The 19742-nt window shown below is 56.1% G+C and carries 15 protein-coding genes; 2 read left to right on the forward strand and 13 right to left on the reverse strand.

All coding sequences use genetic code 11. From position 1 onward, the window contains the following. Positions 1 to 35 precede the first annotated feature (35 nt). Positions 36 to 1940: a molecular chaperone HtpG gene (gene htpG, locus FHL07_RS18080; protein WP_016780177.1), complete on the reverse strand. Its 1905-nt coding sequence runs from the start codon at positions 1938 to 1940 to the stop codon at positions 36 to 38. A 233-nt stretch (positions 1941 to 2173) separates the two neighbouring features. Here htpG and FHL07_RS18085 point away from each other — a divergent pair, with 233 nt between their 5' ends. Beyond that, complete coding sequence (locus FHL07_RS18085) at positions 2174 to 2443, forward strand: hypothetical protein (RefSeq protein ID WP_016780176.1); 270 nt, start codon at positions 2174 to 2176, stop codon at positions 2441 to 2443. A gap of 171 nt (positions 2444 to 2614) precedes the next feature. Here FHL07_RS18085 and brnQ read toward each other — a convergent pair whose 3' ends face one another. The 10 genes from brnQ to sdhC all read right to left on the reverse strand — a co-directional run bounded on the left by brnQ (position 2615) and on the right by sdhC (position 15791). Continuing rightward, positions 2615 to 3928, reverse strand: a complete 1314-nt coding sequence (gene brnQ / locus FHL07_RS18090) for a branched-chain amino acid transport system II carrier protein (RefSeq protein WP_095002113.1) — start codon at positions 3926 to 3928, stop codon at positions 2615 to 2617. Positions 3929 to 4377: 449 nt separating this feature from the next. Then, positions 4378 to 5259, reverse strand: a complete 882-nt coding sequence (gene sucD, locus FHL07_RS18100) for a succinate--CoA ligase subunit alpha (RefSeq protein ID WP_095002114.1) — start codon at positions 5257 to 5259, stop codon at positions 4378 to 4380. After that, positions 5259 to 6425, reverse strand: coding sequence for an ADP-forming succinate--CoA ligase subunit beta (gene sucC / locus FHL07_RS18105; RefSeq protein WP_016780173.1), 1167 nt, complete (start codon positions 6423 to 6425; stop codon positions 5259 to 5261). The genes sucD and sucC overlap by 1 nt, the downstream gene beginning before the upstream one ends. Positions 6426 to 6651: 226 nt before the next feature. Beyond that, on the reverse strand, positions 6652 to 8088 hold the full coding sequence (gene lpdA, locus FHL07_RS18110; RefSeq protein ID WP_016780172.1) for a dihydrolipoyl dehydrogenase: 1437 nt from the start codon (positions 8086 to 8088) through the stop codon (positions 6652 to 6654). 105 nt (positions 8089 to 8193) lie between these two features. Next, positions 8194 to 9414, reverse strand: coding sequence for a 2-oxoglutarate dehydrogenase complex dihydrolipoyllysine-residue succinyltransferase (gene odhB / locus FHL07_RS18115; protein WP_083369842.1), 1221 nt, complete (start codon positions 9412 to 9414; stop codon positions 8194 to 8196). A 41-nt stretch (positions 9415 to 9455) separates the two neighbouring features. Next, on the reverse strand, positions 9456 to 12287 hold the full coding sequence (locus FHL07_RS18120; protein ID WP_020467780.1) for a 2-oxoglutarate dehydrogenase E1 component: 2832 nt from the start codon (positions 12285 to 12287) through the stop codon (positions 9456 to 9458). A gap of 260 nt (positions 12288 to 12547) precedes the next feature. Then, positions 12548 to 13252, reverse strand: a complete 705-nt coding sequence (locus FHL07_RS18125) for a succinate dehydrogenase iron-sulfur subunit (protein ID WP_016780169.1) — start codon at positions 13250 to 13252, stop codon at positions 12548 to 12550. A gap of 11 nt (positions 13253 to 13263) precedes the next feature. Next, positions 13264 to 15039: a succinate dehydrogenase flavoprotein subunit gene (sdhA, locus tag FHL07_RS18130; protein ID WP_016780168.1), complete on the reverse strand. Its 1776-nt coding sequence runs from the start codon at positions 15037 to 15039 to the stop codon at positions 13264 to 13266. Between the two features lie 3 nt (positions 15040 to 15042). Beyond that, entirely contained in the window at positions 15043 to 15411 is a 369-nt protein-coding gene (gene sdhD, locus FHL07_RS18135) for a succinate dehydrogenase, hydrophobic membrane anchor protein (RefSeq protein ID WP_003446906.1), read from the reverse strand. Continuing rightward, positions 15405 to 15791 carry a succinate dehydrogenase, cytochrome b556 subunit gene (gene sdhC / locus FHL07_RS18140; RefSeq protein WP_019828563.1) on the reverse strand — a complete coding sequence of 129 codons (387 nt, stop codon included), beginning with the start codon at positions 15789 to 15791 and terminating at the stop codon, positions 15405 to 15407. Before sdhC ends, sdhD begins: the two co-directional genes overlap by 7 nt. 351 nt (positions 15792 to 16142) lie before the next feature. Here sdhC and gltA point away from each other — a divergent pair, with 351 nt between their 5' ends. Next, positions 16143 to 17432 carry a citrate synthase gene (gene gltA, locus FHL07_RS18145; RefSeq protein WP_095002115.1) on the forward strand — a complete coding sequence of 430 codons (1290 nt, stop codon included), beginning with the start codon at positions 16143 to 16145 and terminating at the stop codon, positions 17430 to 17432. A 188-nt stretch (positions 17433 to 17620) separates the two neighbouring features. On the opposite strand, the gene FHL07_RS18150 is transcribed toward gltA, so the two are convergent. Together FHL07_RS18150 and FHL07_RS18155 are read right to left on the reverse strand one after the other, a co-directional pair. Beyond that, the gene (locus tag FHL07_RS18150) at positions 17621 to 19279 is read right to left on the reverse strand and encodes a cation acetate symporter (protein ID WP_095002116.1); all 1659 of its coding nucleotides are present in this window, start codon (positions 19277 to 19279) and stop codon (positions 17621 to 17623) included. Continuing rightward, positions 19276 to 19587: a DUF485 domain-containing protein gene (locus tag FHL07_RS18155; RefSeq protein ID WP_095002117.1), complete on the reverse strand. Its 312-nt coding sequence runs from the start codon at positions 19585 to 19587 to the stop codon at positions 19276 to 19278. Before FHL07_RS18155 ends, FHL07_RS18150 begins: the two co-directional genes overlap by 4 nt. Between the last annotated feature and the right edge of the window lie 155 nt (positions 19588 to 19742).

Here is a 19742-nt window from a genome sequence, read left to right on the forward strand (position 1 = left end):
AAAAAAACCCGCCGAAGCGGGTTTTTATAGCGCGGTTAGACCGACAACTCTACTAACAATTTGTTTAGCCGACGGACATAGGCCGCAGGGTCTTTCAAACTGTCACCGGCTGCCAGGGCTGCCTGATCGAAGAGGATGTGCGACAGGTCGCCAAAACGCTCTTCACTCTGCTCTGCATCGAGTTTCTCGATCAGCGGGTGAGCCGGGTTGAACTCGAAGATAGGCTTGGACTCAGGCACTTTTTGACCGCTGGCTTCGAGGATCTGACGCATTTGCATGCCCAGATCCTGCTCACCAATGGCAAGAATCGCCGGGGAATCAGTCAGACGATGCGACACGCGCACTTCGCTGACGCTCTCGCCCAAGGCAGCCTTGATGCGCTCAACCAGACCTTCTTTGGCCTTGGCCACTTCTTCTGCCGCTTTCTTGTCCTCTTCCGAGTCCAGATTGCCCAGGTCGAGGTCACCACGGGCCACGTCGACAAAGCTCTTGCCGTCGAAGTCGCTGAGGTAGCTCATCAGCCACTCGTCGATGCGGTCGGTCAGCAGCAGGACTTCGATGCCTTTTTTGCGGAAGACTTCGAGGTGCGGGCTGTTTTTAACCTGCGCGTAGGTTTCGCCGGTCAGGTAGTAAATCTTGTCCTGACCTTCCTTGGCGCGGGCCAGGTAGTCGGTCAAGGAAACATTCTGTTCGCCGTCGTCGCCGTGGGTCGAAGCAAAACGCAGCAGACCGGCGATTTTTTCCTTGTTGGCGAAATCTTCGGCCGGACCTTCTTTCATCACCTGCCCGAAGTTTTTCCAGAAGCCCTGATATTTCTCAGGCTCGTTCTTCGCCAGTTTTTCCAGCATGTCGAGTACACGCTTGGTCAGCGCCGTCTTCATCGAGTCGATGATCGGGTCTTTTTGCAGGATTTCCCGCGACACGTTCAGCGACAGGTCGTTGGAGTCGATCACGCCCTTGATAAAGCGCAGGTACAGCGGCAGGAACGACTCGGCCTGATCCATCACGAAGACACGCTGCACATACAGCTTCAGGCCTTTAGGCGCTTCACGCTGGTACAGATCAAACGGTGCACGGGCCGGAACGTAGAGCAGCGAGCTGTATTCAAGCTTGCCCTCAACCTTGTTGTGGCTCCAGGCCAGCGGGTTCTCGTAGTCATGGGCAATGTGCTTGTAGAACTCCTGATATTCCTCGTCCTTTACTTCAGTACGAGGACGGGTCCACAGAGCACTTGCCCGGTTGACGGTTTCCCATTCCAGTGCAGGCGCTTCTTCGCCTTCGGCAACGGTCTGCTCTTTAGGCAGTTCGATAGGCAGGGCGATATGGTCGGAGTACTTCTTGATGATGTTGCGCAGGCGCCAGCCGTCAGCGAATTCGGATTCGCCAGGCTTGAGGTGCAGCACGATTTTGGTGCCGCGGTCGGCCTTCTCGACGGTGGCCACTTCAAACTCGCCTTCGCCCTTCGAAGACCAGTGCACGCCCTCGCTTGCCGGGGTACCGGCACGGCGGCTGTACACGTCAACCTTGTCGGCAACGATAAAGGCCGAGTAGAAACCCACGCCGAACTGACCGATCAGGTGCGAATCTTTTTTCTGGTCGCCGGTGAGGTTTTTCATGAAGTCGGCAGTGCCGGACTTGGCGATCGTACCCAGGTGGGTGATCACGTCATCGCGGTTCATGCCGATACCGTTGTCTTCGAGGGTGACGGTGTTGGCGTCTTTGTCGAAGCTCACACGGATTTTAAGCTCGGCACCGCCCTCCAGCAGATCTGGCTTGGACAGTGCTTCAAAACGTAATTTGTCGACAGCATCAGAGGCGTTCGAGATCAGTTCGCGAAGGAAGATTTCCTTGTTGGAGTACAGCGAATGGATCATGAGGTGCAGCAGTTGCTTGACCTCGGTCTGGAAGCCCAGGGTTTCTTTTTGAGTTTCCACGCTCATTGTTATCAAACTCCGATTGGATGGCAGTGGCCACGCCCGTAAGGGTTAGCGGCGGGATGTGATGAAAGTTGGGGCCAATGATGCAAATTTCAAGGGCCGAACCAGTGGCTCAAGTTTTTTACCAATAGTTTCCGCCCGCGCTGCTTTACTTATATATGTGTTCGAGCATGGAACTTAAGCCATCAGCCCATGCTCAAACGCCCCGTAGATCTACTCATAAGGAGAAACACCCCATGCGTAATACTTTTGCTGTTGCCTTGATGCTGGCTGCTTCGCTTGGCCTGGCTGCCTGCGACAAAAAATCCGAAGACAAAGCCCAGGACGCTGCCCAGCACTCTGAGCAAGCGCAAGAAAAAATGTCTGAAGCACAAGACAAAGTAAACGACGCGGCCAAAGAAAACGCCGAAGCTGCAAAAGCACAAGCCGAGTCCAATAAAGCCGCTGCTGAAGAAGCCGGCCAGACTGCTCCGGTTGCACCTGCGGCAACTCCAGAAAGCAAGTAACACGACTTTCTGCGATATAAAACCAAGCCCGCCAAGTGCGGGCTTTGTTGTATCTGAACGTTAATGGCTAGTGTTTGCATGCTTGAACACACGCCCATTAAAAAAGCCCTGCATCCATTAAGATGCAGGGCTTTTTTATTGACTCGGCAACGCTTTTGGCGAACCGGGTAATTACGCCATTGCTTCAACTCGTTTGCCCAGCAGACGGTCGCAGATTACTGCGCCCAGCAGGGTCACAAGACTAGGCACCAGCCACGCCAGGCCCTGCTCGCTAAATGGCATATTGGCCAATTGGGCCGGAATCCACTCACCGAGGCCAGCACCTTTAAGCGCGTCGATCGAGCCAAAGAAGAACGACACCAGCATGACCGGACCAACGATCCGGCTCTGGGCATTCCACAGGCCTTTGCAGAAACTCAGCGCCACCAGCACGATGCAAGGCGGGTAGATCGCCGTCAGCAACGGGATGGAAAACGCAATCAACTGGGTCAAGCCAAGGTTCGACACGGCCAGCGAAAACAGTGCAAGGATGATCACCAGCGTCTTGTAAGACAGTGGCAGCACAGTACTGAAGTATTCAGCGCAGGCACAGGTCAGGCCAACGGCCGTTACCAGGCAAGCCAGTGCAATCAGTACGGCAAGGAAACCGCTGCCCAGCGAACCGAAGGTGTGTTGTACATAGGCGTGCAGTACCGCCGCCCCATTGGTTGCACCCGCCGCCACTTCATGGCTGCCCGCACCCAGGCGGAACAGGCTGATGTAGACCAGCGCCAGGCCGACACCGGCGATCAGGCCGGCAATGATGGCGTAGCGGGTAATCAGCTTGGGTGATTCAACACCACGGGAACGGATGGCATTCACGATCACGATACCGAACACCAGCGCACCCAGGGTATCCATGGTCAAGTAGCCATTGATAAAACCCTGGGAGAACGGTGCGGCCACGTACTCGGGGGTCGCGACGCCAACATCACCTGCAGGCAAGGCAACGGCAGCAATGCCGAGAATGGCCAGGGCGATGATCTTCAACGGAGCAAGGAAGCGCCCTACCGTGTCCAGCAGGCGACCCGGGTACAACGACACGAAAAACACGATCAGGAAGTACACCGAGCTGTACAGAAACAGCGCCAGTGGGCTTTCACCGGTCAAAGGTGCCAGGCCGACTTCAAAGGATACGGTGGCGGTACGCGGGGTCGCGAACAACGGGCCAACAGCCAGATAGGCCACGGCTGCCAACAAGCCCCCGGCGATCTTGCCGATCGGGCTGCTCAGTGCGTCCATGCCGCCACCGACCTTGGCCAGGGCAATAACGGTGACTACCGGCAGACCGACTGCGGTGATCAGGAAGCCCAATGCAGCCATCCAGACGTTAGGTCCGGCCTGCAGGCCAACGATTGGCGGGAAAATGATGTTGCCTGCCCCAACGAACAGGGCAAAAGTCATAAACCCAAGTGCCAGGATGTCCTGGCCTTTCAATACTTTCATTACGGAAATACCACACTACTGAATCGGAATTTAGAGGGGAATTTCCCGTGCGGATGTGGGAAATGCTGTCGATCCGTATAAGACCAACCCTTCTAGCGCGTGGCTTCCTTTTGGGATGCACACGCAGAACTGCGGAATGCTGGCAAGATTACCGAGTTTTTTCCTACAGCGCACTGTTAGAGGGCGGACTGTCCGATGAACGAACGCAGTTGTCGCCTGGACGACATCGAAAAATGCTTTGGTGTGGTTTTGCCTGCCCTGGATAGCTCAAAACCGCACGTTGTGGGAGCGGGCTTGCCCGCGATGGTAACGACGCGATTTATCTGAATGACCGCGGCGCCTGCATCGCGAGCAAGCCCGCTCCCACAAGGGTTTTGCTTGACCCCAAACGCACAAAGGCCACCCGAAGGTGGCCTTTGCCTGGTAGAGCAGTCAGTTAAGCGCGAGGCTTACTTCATTGCCCAGCCAGTCAGCTCGGACAGAGCCTTGCCGATGTCTGCCAGCGAACGCACGGTTTTTACGCCTGCGTCTTCCAGGGCAGCAAACTTCTCGTCTGCAGTACCCTTGCCGCCAGAGATGATTGCGCCTGCGTGGCCCATGCGCTTGCCTGGAGGGGCAGTCACACCAGCGATGTAGGAAACAACCGGCTTGGTCACGTTTGCCTTGATGTAGGCAGCCGCTTCTTCTTCAGCCGAACCGCCGATCTCACCGATCATAACGATCGCTTCGGTCTTCGGGTCTTCCTGGAACAGCTTCAGGATGTCGATGAAGTTGGAACCAGGGATCGGGTCACCACCGATGCCTACGCAAGTCGACTGGCCGAAACCGGCGTCAGTGGTTTGCTTTACAGCTTCGTAAGTCAGGGTGCCGGAACGCGACACGATGCCTACTTTGCCTGGCAAGTGAATGTGACCTGGCATGATGCCGATCTTGCATTCGCCTGGCGTGATAACGCCCGGGCAGTTAGGGCCGATCAGGGTAACACCCAGTTCGTCGCACTTAACTTTGCAGTCCAGCATGTCCAGGGTAGGAATGCCTTCAGTGATGCACACGATCAGCTTGATGCCGCCGAACGCTGCTTCAAGGATGGAGTCCTTGCAGAAAGGAGCCGGTACGTAGATAACGCTGGCGGTTGCGCCAGTTGCTTCTACGGCTTCTTTCACGGTGTTGAAAACAGGCAGGTCCAGGTGAGTGGTGCCGCCTTTGCCCGGAGTAACGCCACCAACCATCTTGGTGCCGTATTCGATGGCTTGCTGGGTGTGGAAGCTGCCCTGCGAACCGGTGATGCCCTGGCAGATAACTTTGGTGTCTTTATTGATCAGGACGCTCATTACTTGCCCTCCGCAGCTTTAACAACTTGTTGAGCAGCGTCGGTCAAGCTGGTAGCAGCGATGATGTTCAAACCGCTTTCTGCCAGTACTTTAGCGCCCAGATCAGCGTTGTTGCCTTCAAGGCGCACAACTACCGGGATTTTCACGCCGACTTCTTTCACTGCACCGATGATGCCTTCGGCAATCATGTCGCAACGAACGATGCCGCCGAAGATGTTAACCAGCACTGCTGCGACATTGCTGTCGGACAGGATGATTTTGAACGCTTCGGTAACGCGTTCTTTGGTAGCACCACCGCCAACGTCGAGGAAGTTGGCTGGCTTGCCGCCATGCAGGTTAACGATGTCCATGGTGCCCATGGCCAGACCAGCGCCGTTAACCATGCAGCCGATGTTGCCTTCCAGCGCTACGTAGTTCAGTTCGAACTTGGCAGCGTGCGCTTCGCGCGGATCGTCTTGCGACGGATCGTGGAAAGTTTTCAGCTTAGGCTGACGGTACATGGCGTTTGCGTCGATGTTGATTTTGGCATCGAGGCAGTGCAGATCGCCGTCAGTCTTGATAACCAGCGGGTTCACTTCCAGCAGGGCCAGATCGTGATCCTTGAACAGTTTGGCCAGACCTACGAAGATCTTGGCGAACTGAGCAACTTGCTTGCCTTCCAGACCCAGCTGGAAAGCCAACTCGCGACCCTGGAATGGCTGTGCGCCAACCAGTGGATCGATAGTTGCTTTCAGAATTTTTTCTGGAGTGTCGTGAGCGATTTTCTCGATGTCCACGCCACCTTCGGTGGAAGCCATGAACACGATACGACGGCTCGAACGGTCAACGACAGCGCCCAGGTACAGCTCTTTAGCGATATCAGTGCACGACTCAACCAGGATCTTGGTGACCGGCTGACCATTGGCGTCAGTCTGGTAAGTCACCAGACGCTTGCCCAACCACTGTTGTGCGAATGCTTTAGCGTCTTCTTTGCTGCGAACCAGCTTAACGCCGCCCGCTTTACCGCGACCACCTGCGTGAACCTGGGCTTTTACAACCCATTCGGTCCCACCGATTTTGTCGCAAGCTTCTGCGGCTGCTTCCGGGGTGTCTACTGCATAACCCTTGGATACTGGCAGGCCGTATTCAGCGAACAGCTGCTTACCCTGATACTCGTGAAGATTCATGCTTTTTACCGTCTTCGTTAGGTACTGCGCATTCGGCGCTGCACTACTATTAGTGCCGCACCACCTGTGACTGCTGCTTGTGCTGTTTCAACAAACCCGACATCCGCTTGAGCGGAGCCGGGCCCGGTTAAAACAAGACAAGACTGCGTCCGGCGGAAGTTCCGCGGTGAGGCTTGCTAGCAAGGCTCACGACGGGCAAACCGCCGTGGTTTCTTATTGTCTGGTCTTAACGTTTCTTACGGTTGGCAATGTGGATGGCGCCGCCATTCACAGCCAGTGCTGCTTCGTGCAAGGCTTCGGACAGGGTCGGATGGGAGAAAACCATCATGCCCAGATCTTCAGCGCTGGTGCCGAATTCCATACCGATCGCGCCCTGCTGTACCAGCTCTGCAGCGCTCGGGCCAATCACGTGGACGCCCAGTACGCGGTCAGTTTTGGCATCAGCAATGACTTTGACAAAGCCACCGGTGTCGTTTGCTGCCATGGCACGGCCACTGGCGGCGAACGGGAAGGTGCCGACGTTAACCTCAACGCCTTCAGCTTTCAAGGCCTGCTCGGTTTTACCAACCCACGCGATCTCCGGGTGAGTGTAAATAACCGATGGAATCAGGTCGTAGTTCATCTCGGTCTTGTGACCTTTGATGCGCTCGACAACCATGATGCCTTCTTCGGAAGCCTTGTGTGCCAGCATCATGCCGCGAACCACGTCACCAATGGCGAATACGCCCGGTACGCTGGTTGCGCAATGATCGTCAACAAACACGAAACCGCGCTCGTCGATGGTCACGCCGCTGTCAGCTGCCAGCAACTCGGTAGTCACCGGACGGCGACCCACGGCTACGATCAGCTTGTCGAAGGTGATGGTCTGTTCGCCGTTGGCGTCGGTGTAGGTCACAACGACTTCTTCGCCGTTGACCTTGGAACCGGTGACGCGAGCGCCCAGCTTGATGTCCAGACCTTGTTTGGTCAGGGTTTTGTAGGCTTCTTTCGAAACGGCAGCGTCAGCAGCCATCAAGAAGGTGTCCAGGGCTTCCAGAACAGTCACTTCAGCGCCCAGACGGGACCATACCGAACCCAGTTCCAGACCGATCACGCCAGCGCCGATAACGCCCAGACGTTTTGGCACGGACTGGAATTCCAGGGCGCCGGTCGAATCAACGATCACGTTGTTGTCGACTGGAGCAGGTGGAATGTCGATCGGACGCGAGCCCGAAGCCAGAATCACGTTCTCGGCTTCGATGATTTCAACGCTGCCGTCTGGCTTGGTCAGCTCAACACGCTTGCCGGCCAGCAGTTTGCCGTGGCCTTGCAGGGAAGTAACGCCGTTGGCCTTGAACAGGGTCGCAACGCCGGAAGTCAGACCTTTAACGATGTTGGCTTTACGGCCAACCATCGCAGCAACGTCCATCTTCACTTCACCGGTGGTGATGCCGTGGATGGCGAATGCATCCTTGGCTTCGTGGTACTTCCAGGAGCTGTCCAGCAGCGCCTTGGATGGAATGCAGCCAACGTTCAGGCAAGTACCGCCCAGCGCCAGTTTGCCTTCCTTGTCGGTGTATTTTTCGATGCAAGCAGTCGAAAGGCCCAGTTGCGCGGCCTTGATGGCTGCAACATAGCCGCCAGGGCCCGCACCAATCACTACAACGTCAAATTTCTGAGACATGAAAATAGATCCTCTATTAGCTACAAGCTGTCAGCAGCAAGCTGCAAGCCAAAGCCAGACTGCTTTTTCCCGCAGCCTGGCACCTGAAACTTGCAGCAGCTTCTATTAGATATCCAGCAGCAGACGAGCCGGGTCTTCCAGCAGGTTTTTGATTGCTACCAGGAAACTTACAGCTTCTTTGCCATCGATCAAGCGGTGATCGTAAGACAGAGCCAAATACATCATCGGACGGATAACTACCTGACCGTTGACTGCCATTGGACGCTGAAGGATGTTGTGCATGCCCAGGATCGCGGCTTGCGGCGGGTTAACGATCGGGGTCGACATCATCGAACCGAAAGTACCACCGTTGGTGATAGTGAAAGTACCACCGGTCATTTCGTCGATCGACAGTTTGCCGTCACGGGCTTTTTTACCGTAAGCAGCGATGCCGCCTTCGATTTCAGCCAGGCTCATCAGTTCGGCGTTACGCAGAACCGGAACCACCAGACCACGGTCGCTGGAAACAGCTACACCGATGTCGGCGAAGCCGTGGTAAACGATGTCGGAACCGTCGATCGAGGCGTTAACGGCCGGGAAGCGTTTCAGTGCTTCGGTAGCTGCTTTCACGAAGAACGACATGAAGCCCAGGCGTACGCCGTTGTGGGACTTCTCGAACAGATCCTTGTACTTCGAACGCAGTGCCATGATTTCAGTCATGTCCACTTCGTTGAAAGTGGTCAGCATCGCCATGTTCGACTGAGCTTCAACCAGACGCTTGGCCACGGTGGCACGAACGCGGGTCATCGGAACGCGTTTTTCTACGCGGTCGCCAGCAGCGAATACCGGAGCGGCAGCGGCAGGTGCAGCGGCCTTGGCCGGCGCAGCAGCAGGAGCGGCTTTTTTGGCAGCTACCGCAGCAACTACGTCTTCCTTGGTCACACGACCGCCTTTGCCAGTACCGGCAACGGAAGCGATGTTGATACCGTTTTCTTCAGCGATCTTGCGTGCAGCCGGAGCAGCAACAGGATCGTCTTCGCCATCGGCAGCCGGAGCAGCAGCCTGGGCGGCCGGTGCAGCGGCAGCAGCAGGAGCGGCAGCAGCAGCGCCGCCTTCAACGATGGAGCCCAGCACTTCGTCGGACAGAACGGTGTCGCCTTCGTTCTTGACGATAGCGCCCAGCACGCCGTCAGCAGTGGCCAGTACTTCCAGCACTACCTTGTCGGTTTCGATGTCGACAATCAGGTCGTCGCGCTTTACAGCGTCGCCCGGTTGCTTGTGCCAGGTGGCAACGGTGCCATCGGCAACCGATTCCGGAAATGTTGGGGCTTTGATCTCGATAGCCATGTTCTTTGGTTCCTTAAATTCGGTTTCAGTGCGCGAAGGCGTTAAACAGTGAACGCGTCTTGCAACAGTTTTGCCTGTTGCTCAGCGTGCATCGATGCGTAACCACAAGCAGGTGCAGCAGAAGCGTCACGGCCCGCGTACTCGAGTACGAGCGACTTGTCGTGACCGCTGATGATGCGGCGCATGTGATGCTGGCTGCAGTACCAGGCACCCTGGTTCATCGGCTCTTCCTGACACCAGACAATATGCTTGGCGTTTTTGTACGGAGCCAGGACTTCAATCAAGTCGTCCTCAGGGAACGGGTACAGCTGCTCAAGACGCACGATAGCGATGTCATCACGACCTTCGGCACGGCGTTTTTCCAACAGGTCGTAGTAGACCTTGCCGCTACACAGCACGATACGACCGACGTTCGCCGGATCCTGCGCATCGATTTCCGGAATAACGGTCTGGAACGAACCTTCGGCCAGATCTTCCAGGGTCGAGATTGCCAGTTTGTGACGCAGCAACGACTTCGGTGTCAGGACGATCAGCGGCTTGCGCAGCGGACGGATAACCTGACGGCGCAACAGATGGTAGATCTGTGCCGGAGTGGTCGGTACGCACACCTGAATGTTGTGCTCGGCACACAATTGCAGGTAACGCTCAAGACGTGCAGAGGAGTGCTCCGGGCCCTGACCTTCATAACCGTGTGGCAGCAGCATGGTCAGACCGCACAGACGGCCCCACTTGTGCTCACCGCTGGTGATGAACTGGTCGATTACAACCTGGGCGCCGTTGGCGAAGTCGCCGAACTGGGCTTCCCAGATCACCAGCGCGTTAGGCGTGGTGGTGGAATAGCCGTATTCGAACGCCAGGACCGCTTCCTCGGACAGCAGCGAGTCGTACAGGTCAAAGCGAGGCTGACCTTCGAACAGGTGCTTCAGGGGAATATAGGTGCCAGCATCTTTCTGGTTGTGCAACACGGCGTGACGGTGCGAGAACGTACCGCGACCAATGTCCTGACCGGTCATGCGAATCGGGTGACCTTCGAACTGCAGGGTTGCATATGCCATGGTTTCGGCATAACCCCAGTTGATCGGCAGGCCGCCGGCTTGCATTTTTTGACGATCTTCGTAGATCTTCGCAACCTGGCGCTGAACCACAAAGCCTTCTGGAATTTCCAGCAGCTTGGCAGACAGTTCTTGCAGGGTTTTCAGATCGAAACGGGTGTCGTGACGCGCAGTCCAGGCGTGGCCCAGATACGGACGCCAGTCCACGAACAGCTCTTTGTTCGGTTCCTTGACCAGACTTTTCACAACATGCAGGCCGTTGTCCAGCGCGTTGCGGTATTCGTCGATCTTGGCCTGAACGCGTTCTGCGTCCACCACTTTCTCTTGTGTCAGGCGCTCGGCATACAGCTCACGGGTGGTGCGCTGCTTGGCGATCTGCTGATACATCAGCGGCTGGGTACCGTTTGGTTCATCGGCCTCGTTGTGACCGCGACGGCGGTAGCAGAACAGGTCGATCACGACGTCACGCTTGAACTGCATGCGGTAGTCGATAGCCAGCTGAGTCACGAACAATACGGCTTCCGGATCATCACCATTGACATGGAGGATCGGCGCCTGAATCATTTTCGCGACGTCAGTGCAGTACTCGGTAGAACGGGAGTCTTCCGGATTGCTGATGGTGAAACCGACCTGGTTGTTGATCACCAGGTGAACCGTACCGCCAGTCTTGAAGCCGCGAGTCTGCGACATCTGGAAGGTTTCCATGACCACGCCCTGACCTGCGAAGGCAGCATCACCGTGGATGGAAATTGGCAGTACCTTTTCGCCGGTGCTGTCGTTACGACGGTCCTGGCGAGCGCGTACAGACCCTTCAACCACTGGAGAAACGATTTCCAGGTGGGAGGGGTTAAACGCCATTGCCAGGTGAACTTCACCACCGGCAGTCATGACGTTGGAGGAGAAGCCCTGGTGGTATTTAACGTCACCGGAACCCAACTCGATCTTTTTCTTGCCTTCGAACTCGTCGAACAGCTCGCGCGGGTTCTTGCCGAAGGTGTTCACCAATACGTTCAGGCGACCACGGTGGGCCATGCCGATAACGATTTCCTTGGTGCCGTAGTTGCCCGAACGCTGGATCAGCTCGTCCAGCAAAGGAATCAGGCTTTCGCCGCCTTCCAGGCCGAAACGCTTGGTGCCCGGGTATTTGGTCCCCAGGTACTTTTCCAGACCTTCAGCAGCAGTCACGCGCTCAAGCAGATGGCTTTTGACTTCAGCCGAGTAAGTCGGGCGGCCGCGTACGCTTTCGAGGCGCTGTTCAAACCAGTGGCGCTGCTCGGAATCGACGATGTGCGTGAACTCTGCGCCAATGGTGCGGCAATATGTCTGCTGCAACGCTTCGAGAATTTCGCGTAGGCTCGCTTCCTCTTTGCCGATATACAGGTCGCCGGCACGGAAGGTCGTATCAAGATCGGCATTGGTCAAGCCGTAATGATTGATCGACAGGTCTGCAGGTGCAGGACGCTGCCACAGCCCCAGCGGATCAAGCTGGGCTGCCTGGTGGCCGCGCATCCGATAGGCCTGGATCAATCGCAGCACTTCAACCTGCTTCTTCTCGTGCTCACTGCTCACGCTCCCGGCAGAAACCGGTTGAGCGCGGCGCTGGTTCTTTGCCAGCAGCACGAAATGGTCGCGGATTGTGGAGTGCGAAACATCGTTGGCAGAGTTGCCTTCAACAGGCAACGTCTGAAATTTGGTGCGCCATTCTTCTGGCACAGCGTTAGGGTCGTGCAGGTAGAGCTCATAGAGCTCTTCCACATAGGCAGCGTTACCACCTGAAAGATAGCCGCTGTTCCACATGCGCTGCATCACGCTTTCTTGCATGCTTGGTCACCCTCGGTTAGGGGACACCATCGACGAGAACACCAGAGCATGCTTGAGAAAGTCCGAATACAGCGACTAAAACAAGCCACTTAGGATCACGCTGATAGTCCGGGTACCAGCCCGGATGCCCCTGCTGGTCTCATTTCTTCAAAATAAGAGCCGCAGCTTTATGAGCTGTTGCTCAGGTTAAAACTACGGCGCCGGTTGAAGCCTGCGCCGTAGCATCTACGGTTACAGCGGTGCTGCGGTACTGCTTTGGATCACACGCCGCTTTGCAGCAGCATGCTACGCACGTGACCGATGGCCTTAGTCGGGTTCAGGCCCTTCGGACACACGTTTACGCAGTTCATGATCCCGCGGCAGCGGAATACGCTGAACGGGTCATCCAGCGAAGCCAGGCGCTCACTGGTCTTGGTGTCACGGCTGTCAGCCAGGAAACGATAGGCTTGCAGCAGTGCAGCAGGGCCCAGGAACTTGTCCGGGTTCCACCAGAAGGACGGGCACGAGGTCGAGCAGCAAGCGCACAGGATGCACTCGTACAGACCGTCGAGCTTTTCACGCTCTTCTGGTGATTGCAGACGTTCGATGGCCGGAGCCGGCGTGTCGTTCTGCAGGAACGGCTTAACTTTCTCGTATTGCTTGTAGAAGATGCTCATATCGACGACCAGGTCACGGATAACCGGCAAACCTGGCAGTGGACGAACGATCAGCTTGTTGCCTTTAACTACAGCGGACAGCGGCGTTACACACGCCAGGCCGTTCTTGCCGTTGATGTTCATGCCGTCGGAGCCGCAAACGCCCTCACGGCAAGAGCGACGATAGGAGAAACCCTCGTCCTGCTCTTTGATCAGGGCCAGTACGTCCAGCACCATCAGGTCTTTACCGTTGGTATTGACCTCGAATTCCTGCATGAACGGAGCGGCGTCCTGATCAGGGTTGTAACGATAAACACTGACTTTCAACATATCGGCCACCCTTAGTAAGTACGAACCATTGGCTCGAAGGTCGGAACGGTTTTCGGCGAGAAGTTCACCGCACGCTTGGCTACGCGCTTGTCACCCGGGAAGTACAGGGTGTGGCACAGCCAGTTAACGTCGTCACGATCTTCGAAGTCTTCACGGGCGTGAGCACCGCGCGATTCCTTACGAACTTCAGCAGCGATTGCAGTCGCTTCAGCCACTTCGAGCAGGTTTTGCAGCTCAAGGGCTTCGATACGGGCCGTGTTGAACGCCTGGCTCTTATCGTTGATTTTCACGTTGGCGATGCGCTTGCGCAGATCAGCCAGCTGGGCAATACCCTTCTGCATGTATTCGCCGGTACGGAATACACCGAAGTAGTTCTGCATGCAGCTTTGCAGCTCTTTACGCAGGGTTGCCACGTCTTCGCCGTCGGTACGCGAGTTCAGGCCGTCCAGACGTGCCAGGGCAGCGTCGATGTCGGACTGGCGTGGACGAGCGTAATCAACGCCTTCTTTAAGGGTCTGCTCAAGGAACAGGCCGGCAGCACGACCGAATACCACCAGGTCGAGCAGCGAGTTGCCGCCCAGACGGTTGGCACCGTGTACGGATACGCAAGCCACTTCACCTACTGCAAACAGGCCAGGGATGATCTGGTCGTTGCCGTCGGCGTCCTGAGTGATCGCCTGACCATGAATGTTGGTGGCAACGCCGCCCATCATATAGTGGCAAGTCGGAACCACTGGAACCGGAGCCAATACCGGGTCAACGTGTGCGAACGTTTTCGACAGTTCGCAGATACCTGGCAGACGGCTGTGCAGCACTTCTTCACCGAGGTGATCGAGCTTCAGCATTACGTGGTCGCCATCAGGACCGCAACCGTTGCCCGCGATGATTTCCTTAACCATCGAGCGAGCAACAACGTCACGACCAGCAAGGTCTTTGGCGTTCGGAGCATAACGCTCCATGAAACGCTCGCCATGCTTGTTGATCAGGTAGCCACCTTCACCACGGCAACCTTCGGTAACCAGTACACCGGCGCCGGCAATACCGGTCGGGTGGAACTGCCACATTTCGATGTCCTGTACCGGCACGCCAGCACGCAGCGCCATGCCAATACCGTCGCCGGTGTTGATCAGGGCGTTGGTGGTGGACGAGTAGATACGGCCTGCACCGCCAGTCGCCAGTACGGTCGCGTTAGCGCGAACGTAAGAGGTTTCACCGGTTTCGATGCAGATAACGATCATGCCGACGAAATCGCCAGCCTCGTTCTTAACCAGATCGACACCGTAGTATTCGTTCAGGAATACAGTGCCGGCCTTGAGGTTGGCCTGGTACAGGGTGTGCAACAGCGCGTGACCGGTACGGTCGGCTGCAGCGCAAGTACGGGCAGCCTGGCCGCCTTTGCCGAAGTCCTTGGACTGACCGCCGAAAGGACGCTGGTAGATACGACCCTGTTCGGTACGGGAGAACGGCAGACCCATGTGCTCGAGCTCGAACACGGCTTCCGGACCTACGGAACACATGTATTCGATAGCGTCCTGGTCACCGATATAGTCGGAACCCTTGACGGTATCGTACATGTGCCAGCGCCAGTCATCGTTTGGATCTGCAGACGCGATCGCGCAGGTGATGCCACCCTGGGCCGATACGGTGTGCGAACGAGTCGGGAAAACCTTGGTGATTACAGCAGTCTTGTGACCGCCTTGAGCCAGCTGCAGAGCAGCGCGCATGCCGGCACCGCCGCCGCCAATGATGATGGCGTCGAACGAAAGTGTATTAACTGTGTTAGCCATGAATCAGATACCCCAAAGAATCTGCACACCCCAGACGAAGTAAGCGAACATTGCAACGCCGCAGACTGCCTGGAAGAGGAAACGTACTGCTGTTGCGGACTTGCCCAGCGCCATTGGCGTCAGGTAGTCGGTCGCGATGGTCCACATGCCGACCCAGGCGTGTGCGCCCAGAGCAACAAGGGCCAGCAGGCTGAAAATACGCATCCAGTTGCTTGCGAACAGCTCATGCCATTGGGCGTAGCCAATGCCAGGGTTCGCAACGAGGTACCCGATCAGGAAGATGAAATAAGCCGCTAGAACAACCGCAGACACACGTTGTGCCATCCAGTCATAGAGGCCCGAACGCGACAGGTTCGTAACGCTGGTTACCATATCCAAACTCCCGCCAGAACAATCATCACCACGGAAATGACGATTACGATTTTCGAGCCCAGTCGGCCGCCTTCAAGCGTCTCACCGATGCCCATGTCCATGATCAAGTGGCGCACACCGGCAACCAGGTGATACAGCAAGGCAGAGAGCAGGCCCCACGCAACGAATTTGGCCAGCGGACTGGTCAAGCATGCCTTCACCTCGGCATAACCTTCTTCGGAACCCAGGGATTTGCTCAATGCATAAAGCATGATGCCCAGGCCGAGAAAAAGAATGATGCCCGATACACGGTGCAGAAATGACGTAACGCCGGTGATGGGGAGTTTGATGGTCCTTAGGTCTAGGTTTACAGGTCGTTGGCTATTCACGGCTTTTTTCACACTGAAGAGCCCCTAACAATCAGGGCAAGTTTGTTGGGATGCGCACTGGTCAGGTACCCACCACCCGGGAGTGACGACCCCCATCTAAACAGGCCCAAAAGCCTCTGGCGGTCGGCTGCCGAGTATAGACAGTTAGGTTACTAATGACAACGCAAACACCCACCCCCTAATAGCGCATTGCGCTCTTGGCATAAAAGGCGTAAACGGCTGGGATATTCGCGAAAAAACGCTTCTCAAAGCCTTGTACAGCAAGACTTTAGGCAAATTGACATTCGAATTTATCTCACTATAGTGGTGCGGGCCCTGCGTGGGGGGTCTGTCTGATGATTTCAAGCATAAATAGGAGGCCACATGGCTGACAAAAAAGCGCAGTTGATCATCGAGGGCGCAGCCCCCGTCGAGCTGCCCATTTTAACTGGCACCGTGGGTCCCGATGTAATCGATGTGCGAGGCCTGACGGCCACGGGCCGATTCACATTTGACCCTGGCTTCATGTCGACCGCATCTTGCGAGTCGAAGATCACCTATATTGATGGTGACAACGGTATCCTGCTGCACCGTGGCTACCCGATCGAACAGCTGGCTGAACACTCTGACTACCTTGAGACCGCTTACCTGCTGCTGAACGGCGAACTGCCGACCGCAGAGCAGAAGGCTCAATTTGTCAGCACCGTGAAGAACCACACCATGGTTCACGAGCAGTTGAAGACTTTCTTCAACGGCTTCCGTCGTGACGCCCACCCGATGGCGGTCATGTGCGGTGTAGTCGGCGCCCTCTCGGCCTTCTACCACGACTCCCTGGACATCAATAACCCGCAGCATCGCGAAATTTCCGCGATCCGCCTGGTTGCCAAGATGCCGACGCTTGCAGCGATGGTTTACAAGTACTCCATGGGTCAACCCATGATGTACCCGCGTAACGACCTGACCTACGCCGAAAACTTCCTGCACATGATGTTCAACACGCCGTGCGAGATCAAACCGATCAGCCCGGTACTGGCCAAGGCAATGGACAAGATCTTTATCCTGCATGCCGACCACGAACAGAATGCGTCGACCTCTACCGTGCGCCTGGCGGGTTCTTCGGGTGCCAACCCGTTCGCCTGTATTGCTGCCGGTATCGCTGCACTGTGGGGCCCTGCCCACGGCGGCGCCAACGAAGCCGTGCTGACCATGCTCGACGAAATTGGCGATGTGTCCAACATCGACAAGTTCATCGCCAAGGCCAAGGACAAAAACGATCCGTTCAAGCTGATGGGCTTCGGTCACCGGGTTTACAAAAACCGTGACCCACGCGCCACTGTCATGAAAAAGACCTGCGACGAAGTTCTCAAGGAACTGGGCATCACCAACGATCCGCAACTCGAACTGGCCATGCGCCTGGAAGAGATCGCCCTGACCGACCCGTACTTCATCGAACGTTCGCTGTACCCGAACGTCGACTTCTACTCGGGGATCATCCTCAAGGCGATCGGCATTCCGACCAGCATGTTCACCGTGATCTTCGCCCTGTCCCGTACAGTGGGCTGGATCTCGCACTGGAAAGAAATGCTCTCCAGCCCGTACAAGATTGGCCGTCCGCGCCAGCTGTACACCGGCTACGAGCAGCGTGACATCACCAAGCTGGAAGACCGCAAGTAAGGCATATCCCACGATAGTGCCCTGACTGCAGACAATACGGCCTCTATTTATAGAGGCCGTATTTTTTTGTGTGTGCGTCTTGTAGCAGCTGCTACGGAACTTCGCACTTGCACAGCGAGAATAGGCACAAAAAAATCCCCCCTGCCTTGCGACAGGGGGATTCGATTAAACATACTGTCTATTACGGATTAATGATCCACCGCACCGCTCGCCCCCAACCCCGTCTGCGAACGCACAAACTGCGGGAAGAACAACGCACGCTCCTTCTCTGCCGATTTGGACTTGTCCGTAATGGAGAAGAACCAGATACCCGCAAACGCGATGATCATGGAGAACAGCGCCGGGTACTCGTAAGGGAAGATGGCCTTTTCATGATGCAGGATCTGCACCCAGATGGTCGGGCCCAGGATCATCAGGCCAACCGCGCTTACCAGCCCCATCCAGCCGCCTATCATGGCGCCACGGGTGGTCAGGTTTTTCCAGTACATGGATAGCAGCAAGACCGGGAAGTTGCAGCTCGCAGCAATGGAGAACGCCAGGCCCACCATAAACGCGATGTTCTGGCTTTCAAACAAGATACCCAAGCCAATTGCCAGTACCGCCAATGCAATAGTGGTGATCTTCGAGACCCGAATCTCTTCCTTGTCGTTGGCCTTGCCCTTTTTGATCACGCTGGCATACAGGTCATGGGACACCGCAGAAGCGCCCGCCAGGGTCAGCCCCGCAACAACCGCCAGAATGGTGGCGAAAGCCACTGCCGAAATAAAGCCCAGGAACATGCTGCCGCCAACCGCGTCCGCAAGGTGCACAGCCGCCATGTTGTTACCACCCAGCAAGGCGCCAGCCGCGTCCTTGAAGTCCGGGTTGGTACTGACCAGGATGATTGCGCCAAAACCGATGATAAAGGTCAGGATATAGAAGTAGCCAATAAAGCCCGTTGCGTAGAACACGCTCTTGCGCGCTTCCTTGGCATCGCTCACGGTAAAGAAGCGCATCAGGATATGTGGCAGGCCAGCAGTACCGAACATCAGGGCCAAACCGAGGGAGAATGCAGAGATAGGATCTTTGACCAACCCGCCCGGGCTCATGATTGCTTCACCTTTAGGGTGAATCTTCACTGCTTCGGCGAACAGTGCGTTGAAGTCAAAGTTCACATGCTTCATGACCATCACGGCCATGAACGTGGCACCCGACAGCAACATGACCGCCTTGATGATCTGCACCCAGGTAGTTGCCAGCATGCCGCCGAACAACACATACATGCACATCAGGATACCTACCAGGATCACCGCAACGTGGTAATCCAGACCAAACAACAACTGGATCAGCTTGCCGGCACCGACCATTTGCGCAATCAGGTAGAACGCTACCACCACCAGCGAACCACAGGCTGACAACGAGCGAATCTGGGTTTGCCCCAAACGGTACGAGGCCACGTCGGCAAAGGTGTATTTGCCCAGGTTGCGCAGACGCTCTGCAATCAGGAACAGAATGATGGGCCAGCCCACCAGAAAGCCGATCGAATAGATCAGGCCGTCATAGCCGGACGTGTACACCAGCGCGGAAATACCCAGAAAGGAGGCTGCCGACATATAGTCGCCCGCAATCGCCAGACCGTTCTGGAAACCGGTAATCTTGCCGCCAGCTGCATAGTAGTCGGCTGCCGACTTGTTGCGTTTCGATGCCCAGTAAGTAATGCACAGGGTCGCACCCACAAAGACGACGAACATGATGATCGCCGAAATATTGAGCGGTTGTTTTTGCACTTCTCCAGTCAGGGCCTCCCCCGCCCAAACTGCCGGTGCAAGGGCTGTAGCGCCCAGCGTTGCCAATAAGCGCCCGATCATTGCCCAGCCTCCTTGAGAATTGCATTGTTCAGCTCATCAAACTCGCCATTGGCCCTGCGTACATAGATACCGGTCAGGATAAAGGCCGAAACAATCAGCCCCACACCAATCGGAATACCCCAGGTAATGGACGAATCGGGACTCAGTTTGGTCCCCATGATGTGTGACCCATAAGCAATTAACAGGATAAAAGCGGCATATAACCCGAGCATGATTGCCGAAAGAAGCCAGGCAAAACGCTCTCTCTTTTTTACCAGCTCCTTGAAGCGCGGGCTGTTTTGAATCGAGATATAAATGCTGTCGTTCATTATTTTTGTCCTCGCAGCACAGATGAGATGGAACGTTTTCACTATTAGGGCGGCGCAAATTCTATTCCAGACGACTTTAGTAGTAGAGCCTCTGATTTGCTGCAGCCCCCGGTTTACCTAGTCTGCAAGGACGATGACAACCATTGCCCCGCCCG

This window comes from Pseudomonas sp. FSL W7-0098 (assembly GCF_005930585.1).
Lineage (GTDB): Bacteria > Pseudomonadota > Gammaproteobacteria > Pseudomonadales > Pseudomonadaceae > Aquipseudomonas > Aquipseudomonas bubulae.